16 protein-coding genes and 1 pseudogene are annotated in these 14,561 nt (G+C 69.6%); 10 read left to right on the plus strand and 7 right to left on the minus strand.

The window, feature by feature from the left end:
- The first annotated feature begins 390 nt into the window (after positions 1 to 390).
- The 9 genes and pseudogenes from RGD00_RS12700 to cas2e all read left to right on the plus strand — a co-directional run bounded on the left by RGD00_RS12700 (position 391) and on the right by cas2e (position 5,206).
- Positions 391 to 942, plus strand: coding sequence for a CRISPR-associated endonuclease Cas3'' (locus RGD00_RS12700; protein ID WP_425603415.1), 552 nt, complete (start codon positions 391 to 393; stop codon positions 940 to 942).
- Positions 943 to 1,148: 206 nt separating this feature from the next.
- On the plus strand, positions 1,149 to 1,430 hold the full coding sequence (locus tag RGD00_RS12705; RefSeq protein WP_310457709.1) for a hypothetical protein: 282 nt from the start codon (positions 1,149 to 1,151) through the stop codon (positions 1,428 to 1,430).
- A gap of 123 nt (positions 1,431 to 1,553) precedes the next feature.
- Complete coding sequence (gene casA / locus RGD00_RS12710) at positions 1,554 to 2,297, plus strand: type I-E CRISPR-associated protein Cse1/CasA (protein ID WP_310457710.1); 744 nt, start codon at positions 1,554 to 1,556, stop codon at positions 2,295 to 2,297.
- A complete protein-coding gene (locus RGD00_RS12715; RefSeq protein ID WP_310457711.1) occupies positions 2,249 to 2,437 on the plus strand; it encodes a type I-E CRISPR-associated protein Cse1/CasA in 189 nt (62 codons plus the stop codon). The genes casA and RGD00_RS12715 overlap by 49 nt, the downstream gene beginning before the upstream one ends.
- Positions 2,437 to 2,868 (plus strand): hypothetical protein, encoded by a 432-nt coding sequence (locus RGD00_RS12720; protein ID WP_310457712.1) that lies wholly within the window; start codon positions 2,437 to 2,439, stop codon positions 2,866 to 2,868. The genes RGD00_RS12715 and RGD00_RS12720 overlap by 1 nt, the downstream gene beginning before the upstream one ends.
- Positions 2,865 to 3,374 (plus strand): type I-E CRISPR-associated protein Cse2/CasB, encoded by a 510-nt coding sequence (gene casB, locus RGD00_RS12725; RefSeq protein ID WP_310457713.1) that lies wholly within the window; start codon positions 2,865 to 2,867, stop codon positions 3,372 to 3,374. Before RGD00_RS12720 ends, casB begins: the two co-directional genes overlap by 4 nt.
- Positions 3,371 to 4,368, plus strand: a pseudogene (gene cas7e, locus RGD00_RS12730) (type I-E CRISPR-associated protein Cas7/Cse4/CasC). The gene casB and the pseudogene cas7e overlap by 4 nt, the downstream one beginning before the upstream one ends.
- A gap of 69 nt (positions 4,369 to 4,437) precedes the next feature.
- Complete coding sequence (locus RGD00_RS12735; protein ID WP_310457714.1) at positions 4,438 to 4,842, plus strand: type I-E CRISPR-associated protein Cas5/CasD; 405 nt, start codon at positions 4,438 to 4,440, stop codon at positions 4,840 to 4,842.
- A gap of 226 nt (positions 4,843 to 5,068) precedes the next feature.
- Positions 5,069 to 5,206: a type I-E CRISPR-associated endoribonuclease Cas2e gene (gene cas2e / locus RGD00_RS12740; RefSeq protein WP_310457808.1), complete on the plus strand. Its 138-nt coding sequence runs from the start codon at positions 5,069 to 5,071 to the stop codon at positions 5,204 to 5,206.
- Positions 5,207 to 5,614: 408 nt separating this feature from the next.
- Here the strand turns inward: cas2e and RGD00_RS12745 are convergent, their stop codons facing one another.
- From RGD00_RS12745 to RGD00_RS12765, 5 genes are all read right to left on the minus strand, one after another.
- A complete protein-coding gene (locus tag RGD00_RS12745) occupies positions 5,615 to 6,976 on the minus strand; it encodes an ATP-binding protein (RefSeq protein WP_310457715.1) in 1,362 nt (453 codons plus the stop codon).
- Entirely contained in the window at positions 6,973 to 7,650 is a 678-nt protein-coding gene (locus RGD00_RS12750; protein WP_310457716.1) for a response regulator, read from the minus strand. The genes RGD00_RS12745 and RGD00_RS12750 overlap by 4 nt, the downstream gene beginning before the upstream one ends.
- A 98-nt stretch (positions 7,651 to 7,748) precedes the next feature.
- Positions 7,749 to 9,575 (minus strand): sigma-54-dependent Fis family transcriptional regulator, encoded by a 1,827-nt coding sequence (locus RGD00_RS12755; RefSeq protein WP_310457717.1) that lies wholly within the window; start codon positions 9,573 to 9,575, stop codon positions 7,749 to 7,751.
- 308 nt (positions 9,576 to 9,883) lie between these two features.
- Positions 9,884 to 10,552, minus strand: a complete 669-nt coding sequence (gene ribB / locus RGD00_RS12760; protein ID WP_310457718.1) for a 3,4-dihydroxy-2-butanone-4-phosphate synthase — start codon at positions 10,550 to 10,552, stop codon at positions 9,884 to 9,886.
- Between the two features lie 20 nt (positions 10,553 to 10,572).
- Complete coding sequence (locus RGD00_RS12765) at positions 10,573 to 11,139, minus strand: flavin reductase family protein (RefSeq protein ID WP_310457719.1); 567 nt, start codon at positions 11,137 to 11,139, stop codon at positions 10,573 to 10,575.
- Between the two features lie 215 nt (positions 11,140 to 11,354).
- Between RGD00_RS12765 and RGD00_RS12770 the strand changes: the two genes are divergently transcribed.
- On the plus strand, positions 11,355 to 12,428 hold the full coding sequence (locus RGD00_RS12770; RefSeq protein WP_310457720.1) for a 2,3-butanediol dehydrogenase: 1,074 nt from the start codon (positions 11,355 to 11,357) through the stop codon (positions 12,426 to 12,428).
- Positions 12,429 to 12,596: 168 nt separating this feature from the next.
- On the opposite strand, the gene RGD00_RS12775 is transcribed toward RGD00_RS12770, so the two are convergent.
- Together RGD00_RS12775 and RGD00_RS12780 are read right to left on the minus strand one after the other, a co-directional pair.
- Positions 12,597 to 13,571, minus strand: a complete 975-nt coding sequence (locus tag RGD00_RS12775) for a substrate-binding domain-containing protein (protein WP_310457721.1) — start codon at positions 13,569 to 13,571, stop codon at positions 12,597 to 12,599.
- A 399-nt stretch (positions 13,572 to 13,970) separates the two neighbouring features.
- Entirely contained in the window at positions 13,971 to 14,552 is a 582-nt protein-coding gene (locus tag RGD00_RS12780) for an amino acid synthesis family protein (protein WP_310457722.1), read from the minus strand.
- Positions 14,553 to 14,561 lie beyond the last annotated feature (9 nt).

Raw genomic sequence — 14,561 nt, forward strand, 5'->3', positions numbered from 1 at the left:
GCCATGGCTCTTGGGAAAGAACGGTTCCAGACGTGCCATCTGCGCCTCCGTCAGCCAGAAAAGGTTGCTCATCGATCAGTCTCCTCACGGAGCCTGAATCACGCCCCAACCGCAAGATCAATGGGTCCTGACCCTAGCCAGCGATCCGGCTTCGCTCAAATGTCAATCGGGCCGCGCGGCGCCCCTTCCCGTCGGGTAAACCGGTCTCTCTGGCGGGGGCGCGCGGTTTCGATGCTGCCGCAGTGGGCGCACGGCCCCCTGATCGGCGCATGCCATGAACGGGATGCGGGCCGTGCTTTCGCTCTGCCCCTTCCATTCCCGTGAAAGGGCGGCATCGCATCATGGGGTGCCGGGATCGAACGGCATCCTTTTCCTCGGGCGCGGTGGTCCATGTCTTCCCATCTGCTGGATTTGCCCGGGAAAAGCGGGCGGGACGGCGGGCCGGAGCATCCTGCCCTCTACCACATGCTCGATGTTGCGGCCGTTGCCGAACGTCTGCTGCGCACCAACCCCTTGCCCGACGGGTGGAAGGCCGCGTTCGTGCTGCTGATCGCCCTGCATGATCTGGGCAAGATCGGGGCCGGGTTCCGGGCGATGATCCGCGCAGGGATGCCGCAGGCTGCGCGGCACTGGGAACTGACCGAGGCGTGGCTTCTGGGCGACGACCGGCTGTCCGGCCGTTTGCAGGCAGACCCTTGGGCGATGCGGGCGCTGATCCCGGCCACTGCGGGACACCATGGGCGCACCTCGAAACAGGAGGAGCGTTTCTTTCCCCGGCTGCGCGCCGGTGCGGGGGTAGAGGCGGCGGATATCCCCGGCCGTTTCCGCGCTGGCGGACCTCTGGCCCGATGCATCGCTGGCGGGGCTGACTACGGCGGCGGACTGGATCGGCTCGAATGCCGGCCGGTTTCCGGCAAGATCGCCGGGCCTGTCCCCCGGTGACTATCTCGCGCTGGCGCGGGCGGCGGCGCGCCATGTGCCCGATGCAGGGCTGGCGGGACCGGCGGCCCGCAGCAGGCGGCGGTGGCATCGGCGCCCCTGCCCGAGGGGCCGATGTTGGCCTTTATCGAGGATGAAACCGGGGTCGGCAAGACAGAGGCGGCGCTGGTCCTTGCGCAGCGGATGCTGCTGGCGGGCAAGGGTGGGGGGTGTTCTTCACGCTGCCCACCATGGCGCGCCGGTGCGACGGGGCGCTCGTGCCAAGGGCGCAGGACAGTGGGGCGCCTGCCGACCTCTGGCGGCTTTCCGAAGTGTCGGCCGACAAGACGCGGCTGCTCCTGCCGGATCAGGAGACGCCCGAGATCGTGGCGGCCACGCGCGACTGGCCGGACTGGCGGCGTGCGGCGGTGATGGTCTGCCCGGTGGGTGAGGGCGGCGCGATCTGCGACGGGCTGATTTACTCGGAAAGCTCGGGCCTGATCTGGGGATGATCGCCGCCTGTGCGGGGATGATCCGTATGAAAGGGGCAAGCACGAGAAGGGATATATAGGAATTGATATCGAGGGGACCCCTCTGGTCAGGTCGGTCCAGCGAGATTTCTCAGGGCGGTCGCAATGCCCCTCAATCTCATCACCGACCCCTGGGTCCCGGTGCGCCGTTCCGACGATGGCCTCCGCATCATCCGCCCCGACCAGATCGCCCAACCGGGCGTCATCTTCCCCGACTGGCCGCGTGCCGATCTGAACGTTGCCTGCCTCGAATTGTTGATCGGCCTCGTCTTTCTTGCCGATCCGCCCGCCCATGCGCAGGACTGGCGCGCCCGCAAACCCGATGTGCAGCGGTTGCGCGACAGGCGCGCCCCGCTGGCGCCCGCCTTCAATCTGACGGGCGCGGGGCCGTGTTTCCTTCAGGACCTCGATCCGCTGGCGGGTGCGCCGAACCCGTCCGACATGCTGTTCATCGACTCGGCCGGCGGCAATACCGCGCGCAACAATGCCGGCCTGATGGTGCGCCGGAACCGCTATCCCGAACCCGACCTGCCGCTGGCGGCGATGGCGCTTTATGCCTTGCAGGCGCATGCGCCCTCTGGCGGGGCGGGCAACCGCACCTCGATGCGGGGCGGCGGGCCGATGGTGATGCTGGCCGATCCGGGGACGGGCCGCCTTCGGGATCTGGTCTGGGCCAATGTCCTCGATGGCCGGACCACGGGGCCGAAGGCGCTGCCCTGGATGTGCCCGACCCGCACGTCCGAGGCAAGGGGGTCCGAGGTCTATCCGACATGGCCCATCCTGCCGAGGCGTTCTTCGGCATGCTGCGCCGGTTGCGGCTGGTTGGCGATGCCGCGATCACCGGCGTGATCCGGCGGCCCCATGACGTCAATTACGCCGGCTGGGAACACCCGCTGACCCTCTGTTACCGGCAGAAGGCGGGGGCGGACCTTCTACCTTTGCATCCCCGCGCCGGGGCCTTCGGCTATCGCAACTGGCTGGCGTGGTGATGGGGATGCCGGCGGACGAGGCCGACCTGCGCCGCCGCGCGCGCTGTCTGGATACCTGCGAGCGGCGCGTGCTGCCCCGGGATAGGGCGGGGGCCAGCGTCATCGTGGCCGGCTACGCGATGGACAACATGAAGCCGCGCGATTTCACCTGGTCGCGCCAGCCGCCTCTGCCCCTTGAAGCCGAGGTTGGGTTGACCCTCATCGCCATGATCCAGTCGGCGGAAGCCTTCGGCCTTGCGCTGTGCGGAGCCCTGAAGGTCGTGGCGGGCGAGGGCAGCGCGCCGGAGGCGCTGCGCGAGGAATTCTTCATCGCGACGCAGGCGACTTTCGGGGCCGGTGTCGGCGGATCGCTGGCCGGCACCCCGCCCGTCGAGACCGCGGCGGTGCAGGTCGGCCTCGTCCCCCGTCCGCGCCGGAAGGAGGCCGCATGAGCGATACGGCAAAGACCCCCGGCCAGATCGCCCTTGGCTGGTGGAAGCAGTACCTGCGCCCCGACGAGGATACCGGCCCCGCCCGCGCCTTGCGGGCACGGCTGCGCCGGGCGGATCATGTCACCGACGTTCTGGCCGAGGGCCGGGTGATCGAACTGCAAGACCGCCTCGACCGGCGCACCGACCCGCTGGTGTTGGCCGCACTGGCGCAGGTGCTGGCGCATGTGGAACGGCACGAGGGGCGGCGCATCGCGCAAGGCTTCGGTGCGGGCGATCCCAAGGCGCTGTCGCCCCTGCGCTTTCAGCGCCTGATCCGTTCCGGCGACCGTCAGGAACTGGCGACGGGCCTGCGCCGCGCCCTGCCCTCGATTGGCCGGGCCTGCAATGTGGCGGCGCTGGCCGAGGATATTCTGTTCTGGGGCGCGAAACCCCGGATCCGCTGGTGTTTCGATTACTACGGCGCCGCGCCGCCGCGCCCGGCTGCTGGCGAGGAGGAGACCGGATGACCACCTTTCTGCAATTCCACCTGCCGACGGCCTATCCGCCGTCGAATCCGAACCGCGACGACCAGGGCCGCCCGAAAGAGGCGCATTATGGCGGCGTGCCCCGGCTGCGTCTGTCCAGCCAGTCGATCAAGCGGGCGGTGCGCATGTCCGACGCCTTTCAGCAGGCGCTGGCCGGATCGCTGTGGGAGCGGACCAAGCGGTTGGGCGACGTGATCCGCAAGGCGCTGGAAAAGGACGGCCTCGATGCCGCGAAGGCGCGCGAGATTGCCGAGGCTGTGGCCGGGGTCTTCGGCAGGATCGAGCCGGTGGACAAGAAGAACCCCGATCTGGTCCAAGGCACCACGCTGGCCTTCATCTCGCCCAAGGAACGCGCGCATGCGCTGGATCTGGCGCGCGCGGCGACGGCGGGGCAGGGGCTGCCGACGGACAAGGATCTGGCGAAAACCGTGCTGTGCAGTGCGAGCGGCGCGGTGGATATCGCCATGTTCGGCCGGATGCTGGCCGACAACCCGGACTTCAACCGCGAGGCGGCGGTGCAGGTCGGCCATGCCATCACCACCCATCGCGCGCAGTCCGAGGACGATTTCTTCACCGCCGTCGATGACCTCAAGATCCGCGAAGAGGATGCCGGCGGGGCGCATCTGGGCGAACATGCCTTCGGTTCGGGCGTCTACTATCTCTATGCCTGCGTGAACACCGATCTGCTGGTCGAGAACCTCGGCGGGGATCGCGAACTGGCCGCGAAGGGGCTCGATGCGCTGGCCGGACGCTCGCCACCGCCACGCCCAGGGGCAAGCAGAACAGCCATGCGCATCATCCCTTCGCCGGCTATGTGCTGGCCGAAATCGGCAGCCATGCCCCCCGCGACCTGACGGGCGCCTTCCTGCGGCCGGTTCGGGGCGAGGTTCTGCTGGCCGCCTCGATCACGGTGCTGGAGGCGATGCGCGGCCGGATCGACGCCGCCTATGACAGCGCCCCGCGCGGGCTGTGGTGACGAATGTCGCGGCGGGGCAGGGCAGGCTGAACGACATTGCCACCTTCGCGGCCTCGGCGGTGGCGGCGGATGGTTGAGTATCTGGTCTTTACCCTCTGCGCCGCCCTGGGCGCGATGGGGGAACTCGCGGAGCATGAGTGGCGCGGTTCGCTGGCATGGCCCGGGCGGTCGGCGGTGATCGGGCTGGTCGCCGCGGCGATGGGCATCCGGCGCGGCGATGGCGCTGCCTTTGCCCGGCTCGACGCGCTGCGCATGGCCGTGGGCGTGATCGACGATGGTTTGCCTTTGCGCGATTGCCACACGGTCGAGACCATCCCGACCGCCGCCGCCCGCAACCCCGACAGCCGCCCCGCTGCCATTGCCCGCGCGGGGCGCCAGACGAACACCACCCTCACCCTGCGCGACTATCGCGTGGGTGTCGCCATGCCGTGGCGCTCTGGCCCGGGCCGGGCTGGGCTTCGTCCTGCGCACTAATGCCACGCGCAGGCCCGCGCCCGACGCCCGGGCCAAGCGGGTCGATGTGGTGATGGATGCCCTTCACGCGCTGCCTTCGGGGCGCGACAGCGATGCCCGGCGCGAGGCGCGGATGGCGGCTGCCGAAACTGCCGACCGGGGCTGATGGTGATCGTGGTCGACAACGCGCCGCCCCGACTGCGCGGCCCGCACGCGCAGCCGGATCTGGGAGCAGGTCGAGGCCCATATCGAAGGCGGCGACGCGGTGATGATCTGGAAGGCTCCGACCGATCAGGGCTTCGACTTCCTGACCGTCGGCCGCAACCGCCGGATGCCGGTCGATTTCGACGGACTGAAGCTGGTTTCGTTCCACCTGCGAGAGTAACGAAGGCCGCGCCGGACGCCGTGAGAAACCGGTGGCCGGCTTGAGAACTTGTAGCGCAATGGCTTCCAGAAAGTGTGTTTCCCGCGTGTGTGGGGGTGAACCGATGGCTACGACCTATGCCGCCTGTTCCCCGTATGTACGGGGATGACCGCCTGGTCGGAAAGATACCATGAGGCCCGAGCAGTGCTGGAACGGGTCGATTTCGGCGGGCTGGGGAAATACGGTTCCTGACGGGGTTTCCGCCGGGGCCGGAACGGGGCCGGCCATCGTCTGCGCGCCCTCTGGCGGCCCGGGCATGGGCCGTGGGCCTGCCATGATGGAAATGCCGCGCATCGCCGGCTGCCCTGTCCTGCCGATCGTCCTCCATGGCCTTGCGGCCATGCCGGGGGTCGAACCGCCGGGCAGGGGTTACGCATCGGCGGGCAGGATCAGTTCGGCCTGTTCGCCGCCGCCCGGTCTTGGGGAAAGCCGCAGTTCGCCGCCCATCCGCGCCATGGCGGCGGCGGCAATGGCCAGGCCCAGCCCGCTGCCGCCGCCCGATGGGCCGCGGGCGCCGCGGTAGAAGCGTTCGGTCACATGCGGGCGGTCCGCCTCGGCGATGCCGGGGCCGCGGTCCAGGATGCTGAACCGCACCGCGCCGTCCCCCCGCGTCAGCCGGGCCGCGACCGTCGCGCCCCGGGGCGAGGCGTGAAGGGCGTTTTCCAGCAGGTTGCGCAGGGCGGGGGCCAGCAGGGCCGCCTTGTCGGTGCTGAAGACGCCGGGGTGCGCCAGCAGGTCCAACGTGATGCCGCGCGCCGCCGCCAGTCCCGCCAGCCCCTCTGCCACATCCGACAGGATCCGGGCGCCGTCCTGCACGGGGGCGCCGCCGTCTGCCGCGTTTTCCGCCGCGGTCATGTCGAGCAACTGGCGCACCATGCGGTCGGTGCGGTCCACCCCGCCCGCGATCTGCGCCAGCGCGTGGTTGCGGGTGGCGTCGTCCGGGGCCAGCAGCGCGACCTGCGCCTGCGTCTTCAGCCCTGCCAGCGGCGTTTTCAGTTCATGCGCGGCAAAGGCGGTGAAGTTGCGTTCCCGTTCGCGCGTGGCGTCCACGCGGCGGAAAAGCCCGTTCAGCGCCCGGATCATCGGGCGCAACTCGCTGGCCGCGGCGGCATCGCCGATGGGGCTCAGATCGGCGGCCGGGCGGGCGGCGAGCGTGCGGGCCAGCCGGTCGAGCGGTTGCAGCCCGCCCCGGACCGCAAGCCAGATCAGCCCCGCCAGAAGCGGCAGGATCAGGACGGCGGGCGCCAGAAGCCCCAGAAGGACGCCATCGACCAGCCCGTCGCGGACGGACCGCGCGTCGCCCACCATGACGCGGATCCCCAGATCCGCATCCACATGGCTGTAGACGCGCCAGACCTCGCCGCCCACCGCCCGCTCGCTGAACCCGGTGCCGTCGTCGGCCAGTCGCCCGGCGGGGGCACCCTCGGTCCTGCTTTTCAGCGTGCCGTCGAACCCCCAGACCTGACAGATCAACTGTCGGGAAAACACATGCGGCCCGGCGCCGGGCAGGGCGGGGGCGTCACCGGCAAGCGCCGCCGCATCCGGCGCGACGATCCCGCCGCTGCGCGCGATCAGCGAGGCCACCATCTGCGCGGATTCCTGCAACCGGCGGTCCAGCACGCGGGCGACCTCGGTCCGGGTGGACTGCTGGATCCAGACCACGGCCGAAAGCCAGACAGCGCCGGTCGCCGCCAGCAGGATCGCGAACAGGCGCGCGCGGATCGACGTCATGGCCGCCCCCCCGCCCCGGGGGCGGCAAGGCGGTATCCCGCGCCCCGGACGGTTTCGATGAACCCCGGCCCCAGCTTGGCGCGCAGCTTGTGGACATGCACCTCGACCGTGTTGCTTTCGACCTCTTCCTGCCAGCCGTAAAGCCGATCCTCCAGCACGGATTTCGCCAGAACGGCGCCCGGGCGTTCGATCAGGGCCAGCAGGATGGTGAACTCGCGGTTGGAAAAGCGCAGCTCGCGCCCCGCCATCACCCCGCACATCCGCGCGGGATCCAGCGCCAGCCCGTTCCAGTGGAACAGGTTGTCCGCCCGTCCCTGCCCCCGGCGCAGGATCGCGCGCAGCCGCGCCGCGACCTCGGGCAGTTCGAACGGCTTGCCCAGATAATCGTCGGCGCCGCAATCCAGCCCCGCGACGCGGTCGTCCAGCCCGTCGCGGGCGGTCAGCACCAGAACCGGCAGCGGATCGCCCGCCGCGCGCAGGCCGCGCAGCAGGTCGAGCCCCGATCCGTCGGGCAACATCAGGTCGAGCACCATGGCCCCGAACCCGCCCACGGCCAGCGCCGCGCGGGCATCGGCAAGCGAGGCGACCGGCTCGGGCGAAAAGCCCGCCATCCGCAGCCCGACCGTCAGCCCGTCGCGCAGCATGTCGTCGTCTTCCACGACCAGAAGGCGCATCTTCCCGTTCTCCGCTCCGCTTCGGCCCGGCGGCAGCATAGCCCCGGGCGCCCGGCGATGCACGGGCGGCGCCGGTCAGCAATCGGTGACGGGGCGGGTCAGCCCTCGGGGATGCGGATCTTGCGGATGTGGATCTTGCGGTAAAGCGTTGCGCGCGAAATTCCCAGATAGCGCGCCGTTTCCGAAACGTTGCCGCCGTTGTGGCGCAACGCCGCCTCTATCCGCGAGGCTTCGGATTGCGACCGGGCCGACAGGTTCTTGTGCGCGATCTGGTTGACGATCTGTTCGGGCAGATGGTTGATCGAGATCCGCCCGTTTTCCGCCAGCACGGCGGCCTGCCGGGCGGCCAGACGCAGTTCGCGCAGGTTGCCGGGCCAGTGGTAGTTCACAAGGATCAGCCGCGCGTCGTCGTCCAGCACCAGCCCGGGCTTGCCGCGCGCCATGGCCTCGTCGGCGATGGCGGCGTGGATCGTCGCCTCGATATTGGGCATGGCGCGGATCGGCGGCAGGTCGATGATCGTGCCCTTCAGCCGGTAATAGAGATCCGCCCGCAGCCGCCCCGACTGCGCCGGATCCGCCAGATTGCAGCCGGCGATGCTGAGCAGGCCGATGTTGCGCACATTCAGCACATGGTCGTCGGACAGAAGCTGCAACAGCCGCGCCTGCGTCGGCAGCGGCGTTTCCTCGACATGATCGAGGACGAGGGTGAAGTTCGACAGCCCCGACAGCCGGTCGAGCGCGGCGTCGGCGCCCGTCAGCGCGGCGCAGTTCAGCACCACGACATCGCCCTCGCCCCGGCCGTTACGGCGGGCCAGCAGCCGGGCGAAGGTGGTCTTGCCGACCCCCGTTTCGCCCTGCACCAGAATCGGGGCCCGGGCTTCCAGCATGCGTTCCGCCAGCGCCAGCTGTTCCAGCAGGTGCTGGTTCAACAGCAGCCTTTCGGTATCCGCCGGGGCGGTGGTGGCCGTCGCCGGGGGCGGGGCGGCGGCCTGCGGGCTGTGCCGCGCCGCAGGCCGCGCGGCCCCGCCCGCGGGTTCGGACAGCAGCGTGGCAAAGATCTCGCGCCCGCCGCGTTCGGGCAGTTCGGTGCGGGCGACGCGCACCTCTTCCAGCGGCTGGCTGAAATCCATCAGCGCGCCCAGTTCCGCGCCGACCAGCGCCTCGCGGCTTTGCCCCAGAAGCAGCGGCGCGGTCGAGGACACGTCCACGATCCGCCCGCTGTCGTCGATGGCGATCCGCGCCTCGGCCGCGATGTCGATGAAATCGCTTTCGTGCGACAGGCACAGGGTGCGCAGCCGCCGGTTGCGGTGGGCGAAATACTTGTTCTCTATCCGCCGCGCCGCGCGTTCCACGATGTCGCGGACAAGGCGCGCGGTCTTGTCGGACACCGGCCGCGACGAGGTGACGTTCACCACGCTTTCGATGGCGCCGCCCTGCCCGAACACCGGCGCGACGGTGCAGGTCAGCGCATGGACGTTCACGTTGAAATGCTGGTCGCCGATGATCGACAGCGGCTTGCCGATCTTCAGGCAGGTGCCGATGCCGTTGGTGCCCCGCATCTCCTCGCTCCAGATCGAACCGGGCAGGACGCCGAAGGCGCTCATCTCGCCCAGGAACTGGTGGTCGCAGCGGAACAGCAGCTTGACCCCCTGCGGCGAGGCGACAGAGACGAGGTATTCGTTGTCCACCAGGCGCTGGAACAGGCGCTCGATCTCTGGCAGGGCCAGGTGGACGATGGCCTCGTGCCGTTCCAGCGTGGTCTGCAATTCGTGGTAGGACAGCATTTCCGCCGGGCGCATTACGTCCGGCATCAGGTTGTAACGCTCAAGGCACCGCTGCCAGGATTCCACGACATGCCCGGGCAGTGCCGGGGCAGACGCATCATGGCCCGCGCGGCTGCGAAGCCTTGCGATTTCCGATTTCATTCGTCTTACCTCCCCGTCCGACGAATCCATCACGGCAAAAACGCGGTCTTTCTTTTCGCTGGCACCCCCCGCCCCTTCCCTGTCGGGAATGCGGCGTCGGTCACGCCGCCACGGGCCCGGGGGCCGCTGACGGGATCGGCCGGCATCGGACATGCCGGGCCGAAGGGGCCCGGTCCTCCGCCGGATGGGGGCCGGATCCGACCGCGCCGCGCCGTCATACTGGCACCCCCGCGCCAAGGTGACAACCGTCCGATACGCGCCCGGCGCCGGTCCTGTGACGATGGCGGCCGGCCCGGGGTGCGCACCGTTCAGGCGGCGTGGGTCATGCCCTGCCTTTCCTCCCCTTCCTGCCGGTGGCGCCAGGCGATCAGTTCCGCCACGGTCACGAAGACCAGCCCGTGCCGGGCGGCGAAATCGGTCAGCTGCGGCCCGCGCATCATGCTGCCGTCGTCGTTCACCAGTTCGCCCAGTACACCGGCGGCAAAGCGGCCGGCGAGGCGGGCCAGATCCACCGCCGCCTCGGTATGGCCCGGCCGTTCCAGCACGCCGCCGGGGCGTGCGCGCAGGGGAAAGACATGGCCCGGGCGGCGCAGGTCCGAAGCCGCGGCGGCGGGGTCGGCCAGCGTGCGGAAGGTGCGCAGCCGGTCGGCGGCGGACACGCCGGTGCCGGTCGCCCGCGCGTCGCAGGTGATGGTGTAGGCGGTGGCGTTCGGATCCTCGTTCGTGCCGGTCATCGGCGGCAGGGCCAGCGCATCGGCCCGCGCGCCCTCGATCGCGACGCACAGGATGCCGGTCGTATGCCGCACCATGAAGGCGACCTCCGGTTCCCCCATGGCATCGGCGGCGCCGATCAGGTCGCCCTCGTTTTCGCGGTCGGCATCGTCGGCCACCACCACCGGGCGGCCAAGCGCGATCTGGCGGATGGCCTCGGCCACGCGGGCCTGGGCTTCGGGGCTGTCCGGGGTGTCGTGCTGCACGGAAACGTCCTCCCTCGGGGTCATCGCCGGCCAGCCGTCACGACATCGCCCCGGCGGTGCAGGCCGGGGTCCACCTCGAACCGGGCAGGGGCGCCGTTGATCCAGATCAGCGGGTCGGTGCTGTCCAGCCGGGGCGAGATGCGGATATCCTCGATCCGGCCGAAGAACACCGTATGGGTGCCGTAGTCGTGGCTTTCGTCGATCCGGCAGAACAGGTTGGCGATGGCGCTGTCCAGATAGGGCAGGCCGCGCAGGCCCGGCCGCCATTCCGGCGAGGCGAACCGCGCCGCCCGCATCCGGCTGTGGCAGAACAGGTCCAGCATCTCCATCTGGCCGTTGTGGATCATGTTGAGGCAGAACGTCCGGCTGCGCATCAGCACCGGATGCGACGATGCCGTGCGGTTGATCGCCACCATCATCGAGGGCGGATCCATCGACAGGGAATTGGCGCTGGTGACGGCCATGCCGTGATAGCTGCCATCCTCGTCGCGCGTGGTCATCAGCGACACGCTGATGGCAGAGGCCCGCATGCTCTGGCGCAACTTCTCGGCGAATGCGGGGGGGTCGGTGCCGATCGTCACGCCCATCCTGCTGGCTCCTTGGATTTGACGGGCGTCTTTCGTCGCCGCCCTTCTTCCCTTTCGGGATAGCCCCCCGTCCGACCCCGAAACAGTGGAGCAAATGCGCCAGCCTGACCGCACGCCGCAGTCTCACGAGAGACAGTTGATCGGGCGGGATGCTGTGCCGCAGGCTTGCCCACAACCGCCGGTCCCGACGCGGGACCTGCAAGAGGGAGGATGGAATGAAGGCCCTGAGGTTCCACGCGGCGCGCGACCTGCGCCTGGAAGAGATCGACGACCCCGCAGAGCCGGGCCCCGACCAGGTGGTGATCCGGAACCGTTTCTGCGGCATCTGCGGCACGGACCTGCACGAATACACCTATGGCCCGATCTTCATCCCGAAAGAGATCCAGAATGCCTCCGGCGGCGGGGTGCCGCAGGTGCTGGGCCATGAATTCGGCGGCGTGGTGACGAAGGTCGGCCGCGACGTCCGGCATGTGAAGCCCGGCGACCGGGTGGCGGTGATGCCCCATATCATGCCCCGCAGCGGCGACTACTACGCCGACCGGGCGATGTTCCAGATGTCTGAAAACCTGTCGATCGCCGGGCTCAGCTGGATCGGCGGCGGCATGGCCGAAGCCGCGCTTCTGAACGGCTACAACGTCGAGAAAATGCCCGACGACCTGAGCGACGAGGATGCGGCGCTGGTCGAGCCGACCGCCGTGGCGGTCAGGGCGGTGGACAAATCCGGGTTGCGGGCGGGGGATTCGGTGCTGATCACCGGGGCCGGGCCCATCGGCCTTCTGACGCTGTTCGCCGCGCGGGCGGCCGGGGCGGCGCAACTGTTCATCTCTGACGTGAACGACACGCGGCTGGCCATCGCCCGCCGGCTGATGCCGGAGGCGATCACCCTCAACCCCCGCACCGATGATGTGGCCGCCCGCGTCCGCGCGGCGACCGAAGGGGGCGTGGGCTGCGACGTGGCCATCGAATGCGTGGGCAACGGCGCGGCGCTGAACGCCTGCGTGGATGCGGTGCGCAAGCGCGGGGTCGTGGTGCAACTGGGGATTCATCCGGGCGAAGCGGCGGTCGACTGGTTCACCGTCACCTTCAAGGACATGGAGATCCGGGGGTCCTGGTGCTACGACACCTTCGACTGGCCGCGGGTGATGCGCCTCATCGCATCCGGCCGCATTCCGGCGGGCAGGATCGTCACCCGCACCGTGCCCCTGTCCAGCGCGGTGGCCGAGGGGTTCGATGCGCTGCTCGATCCCGCGGGCAGCCATCTGAAGATCCTGATCGACCTGACGGCCTGAACCCGCCGGGGCTTTCGGGCCCCGGACATGGCGGCGTGCGCTCCCCCCGCCGCCCACCCTCCCCCGCCCGGGCCCCCGGGCGGGGGATTTTCGTTGCGGCGCCGCCGTCCGCGCATGCGGAAACCCCCGGCCGCGATGGCCGGGGGCGGGGGTGCCTTGCGGTCGGGGTCAGTCGGCCTGGAACTGCGCCACATTGTCGGGATAGACCGGGAACCACGGCGCGCCGTAAAGCTTGTCGGTGCCGCCGTTCCACGGCAGGTCGAACTCGGTCCAGCCCGCCGCCTTCGGTTCATACCCCGCGCCGATCACCGCGCCGAGCGCGAGGTCCAGCGCGGCCTGCCCCTCGAACGTGACCGAACGGGCGAGCGTGAACATGCCGTAGTCCTTGACCGCCTTCAGCCCGTCGGAAATGCCGTCGATGGCCACGACCTTGATCCGGTCGTTGGTCAGGCCCTTGGCGCGGATCGCCTCGATGGCGCCGAGGCCCATCTCGTCGTTCTGGGCGATAACGCCGTCGATCCCGTCGCCGTAGAGCGACAGCCAGTTTTCCATCACCGCCAGCCCCTCGGCGCGCGACCAGTTGCCGGTCTTGGAGGCGAGGACCTTGATTTCGGGATGGTTGGCCAGCGCCTCGTCGATGCCCTTGCGGCGGTTGATCTGGGGCGAGTTGCCGATCGGCCCTTCGATGATCACCACATTGCCCTTGCCGTCCAGCCGCTTGGCCATCTCTTCGCCGATCAGCCTGCCGGCCTCGACATCCGAGGGGCCGATATAGGCGTTGAAGTCGTCGCCCGCGGCGCCGGTGACGGCGGTGATCACGGGGATGCCCGCCGCGCGGGCGCGCTGGATCGGGGCGACGGCGGCGTCCTGGTCGATGGGCGCAAAGATCACCGCGTCGAACTGCTGGGTGATCAGCGTGTCCATCTGGTTGGCCTGCACCACCGCGTCGAAACGACCGTCCAGCACGGTCAGCTTGACGGTGCCGTCGACGACCATCGGATGCGTGTCCATCGCCTTGGTCAGCAGCGACATGTATTCGGACAGGCCGAACAGCATGACGCCGACCCGGTATTCCGTTTCGGCAAATGCCGCCGTCCCGGACAGAAGCGTGGCCGTGACCGCCGCGCTGACAAGTTTCTTCATCGGTTCCTCCCTGAAATTTCGCCGTCCGGTGGTGGGCAGGGCCGGTATTCCCGGCGGCGCCGCCGGCCAAGGCCCGTTGCGGAAACCACCCGGTTCGGTCCCTGAAACCTTAGTCCTGCATGCCCCTTGCCGGCAGTGGGTCATCTGCGTCATCGGCGAGACATCCGGGGGTCTCAGCGCAACAGTGCCGCGGACAAGGACCTTGGGATGATCGCTATTCCGCCCTTCCGCCGGGCTGGCGAAGGCGCGCGCCTTCGCCACAGCGATACGTGTTTCGCTGGCCGGGCCGGGTTGCCCGGCATCTCCGCCCCTGATGGCACCGCCGCGCGACGGGCGGGGGAAACGCAGTGCGTTTCCTTACCCTGCGCGGCCAGATCACGGGCTGAATGTCGATCCGCCCTAGCGCAGCCCGTCCAGCCCCTTGGCATCCTCTTTCAGCAGCCCGCCGAGGCGCGAATGCACCCGCCCGCCGGTGCCCATCACCAGCGCGAACAGGATCTCGTCGGGGCGGGGGGCGTCCTGGATGCCGATCTCGATGCTGTTGAAATGGCTGCGCACGAAAGAGGCGTGGATGTAGTGCACCGGCACCATCAGCCGGTAGCCCGCCACCGCCACCGCCTTGTTGGCGGGAACCATCGCCCTGGGCTGGCCCAGCACCTCGCGCATGGCCCAGCCCCCGGCCTCGTGCCAGACGGCGCCGTGTTCCATCTCGCCGTTCAGGCCCACGATGGCAGCCTTGGAATAGACCTCGATCCGGTCGCGCCCGCCGAGGGTATCGACCAGTTCCTCGGCCAGTTCGCGGCCCAGGGCGCGCAGTTCGGCCATGAAGGGCATCAGGTCGGGTTCATACCGGCCGGCGAAGGGATTGGCGATCACCGCGCTGGCGGCGGCCAGTTTCAGCGGGCGTTCGGGCGGGGGGCCGAATTCGTGGAAGGTGGTCTCGACGGTCAGGGCGCGTTTGCGGATCGTCACGAGCGACATGGTGTTTTC

The organism is Ruixingdingia sedimenti (genome assembly GCF_031432425.1).
Lineage (GTDB): Bacteria > Pseudomonadota > Alphaproteobacteria > Rhodobacterales > Rhodobacteraceae > Ruixingdingia > Ruixingdingia sedimenti.

Excerpts from the sequence above, each read along its gene's own strand:
- RGD00_RS12775 (WP_310457721.1), bottom strand. The coding sequence starts at position 13,571 with ATGAAGAAACTTGTCAGCGCGGCGGTCACGGCCACGCTTCTGTCCGGG.
- RGD00_RS12700 (WP_425603415.1), top strand. The coding sequence starts at position 391 with ATGTCTTCCCATCTGCTGGATTTGCCCGGGAAAAGCGGGCGGGACGGC.
- RGD00_RS12735 (WP_310457714.1), top strand. The coding sequence starts at position 4,438 with ATGGTTGAGTATCTGGTCTTTACCCTCTGCGCCGCCCTGGGCGCGATG.
- RGD00_RS12765 (WP_310457719.1), bottom strand. The coding sequence starts at position 11,139 with ATGGGCGTGACGATCGGCACCGACCCCCCCGCATTCGCCGAGAAGTTG.
- RGD00_RS12755 (WP_310457717.1), bottom strand. The coding sequence starts at position 9,575 with ATGAAATCGGAAATCGCAAGGCTTCGCAGCCGCGCGGGCCATGATGCG.
- RGD00_RS12720 (WP_310457712.1), top strand. The coding sequence starts at position 2,437 with ATGGGGATGCCGGCGGACGAGGCCGACCTGCGCCGCCGCGCGCGCTGT.
- casA (WP_310457710.1), top strand. The coding sequence starts at position 1,554 with ATGCCCCTCAATCTCATCACCGACCCCTGGGTCCCGGTGCGCCGTTCC.
- RGD00_RS12715 (WP_310457711.1), top strand. The coding sequence starts at position 2,249 with ATGCTGCGCCGGTTGCGGCTGGTTGGCGATGCCGCGATCACCGGCGTG.
- RGD00_RS12750 (WP_310457716.1), bottom strand. The coding sequence starts at position 7,650 with ATGCGCCTTCTGGTCGTGGAAGACGACGACATGCTGCGCGACGGGCTG.
- RGD00_RS12745 (WP_310457715.1), bottom strand. The coding sequence starts at position 6,976 with ATGACGTCGATCCGCGCGCGCCTGTTCGCGATCCTGCTGGCGGCGACC.
- RGD00_RS12780 (WP_310457722.1), bottom strand. The coding sequence starts at position 14,552 with ATGTCGCTCGTGACGATCCGCAAACGCGCCCTGACCGTCGAGACCACC.
- RGD00_RS12770 (WP_310457720.1), top strand. The coding sequence starts at position 11,355 with ATGAAGGCCCTGAGGTTCCACGCGGCGCGCGACCTGCGCCTGGAAGAG.
- casB (WP_310457713.1), top strand. The coding sequence starts at position 2,865 with ATGAGCGATACGGCAAAGACCCCCGGCCAGATCGCCCTTGGCTGGTGG.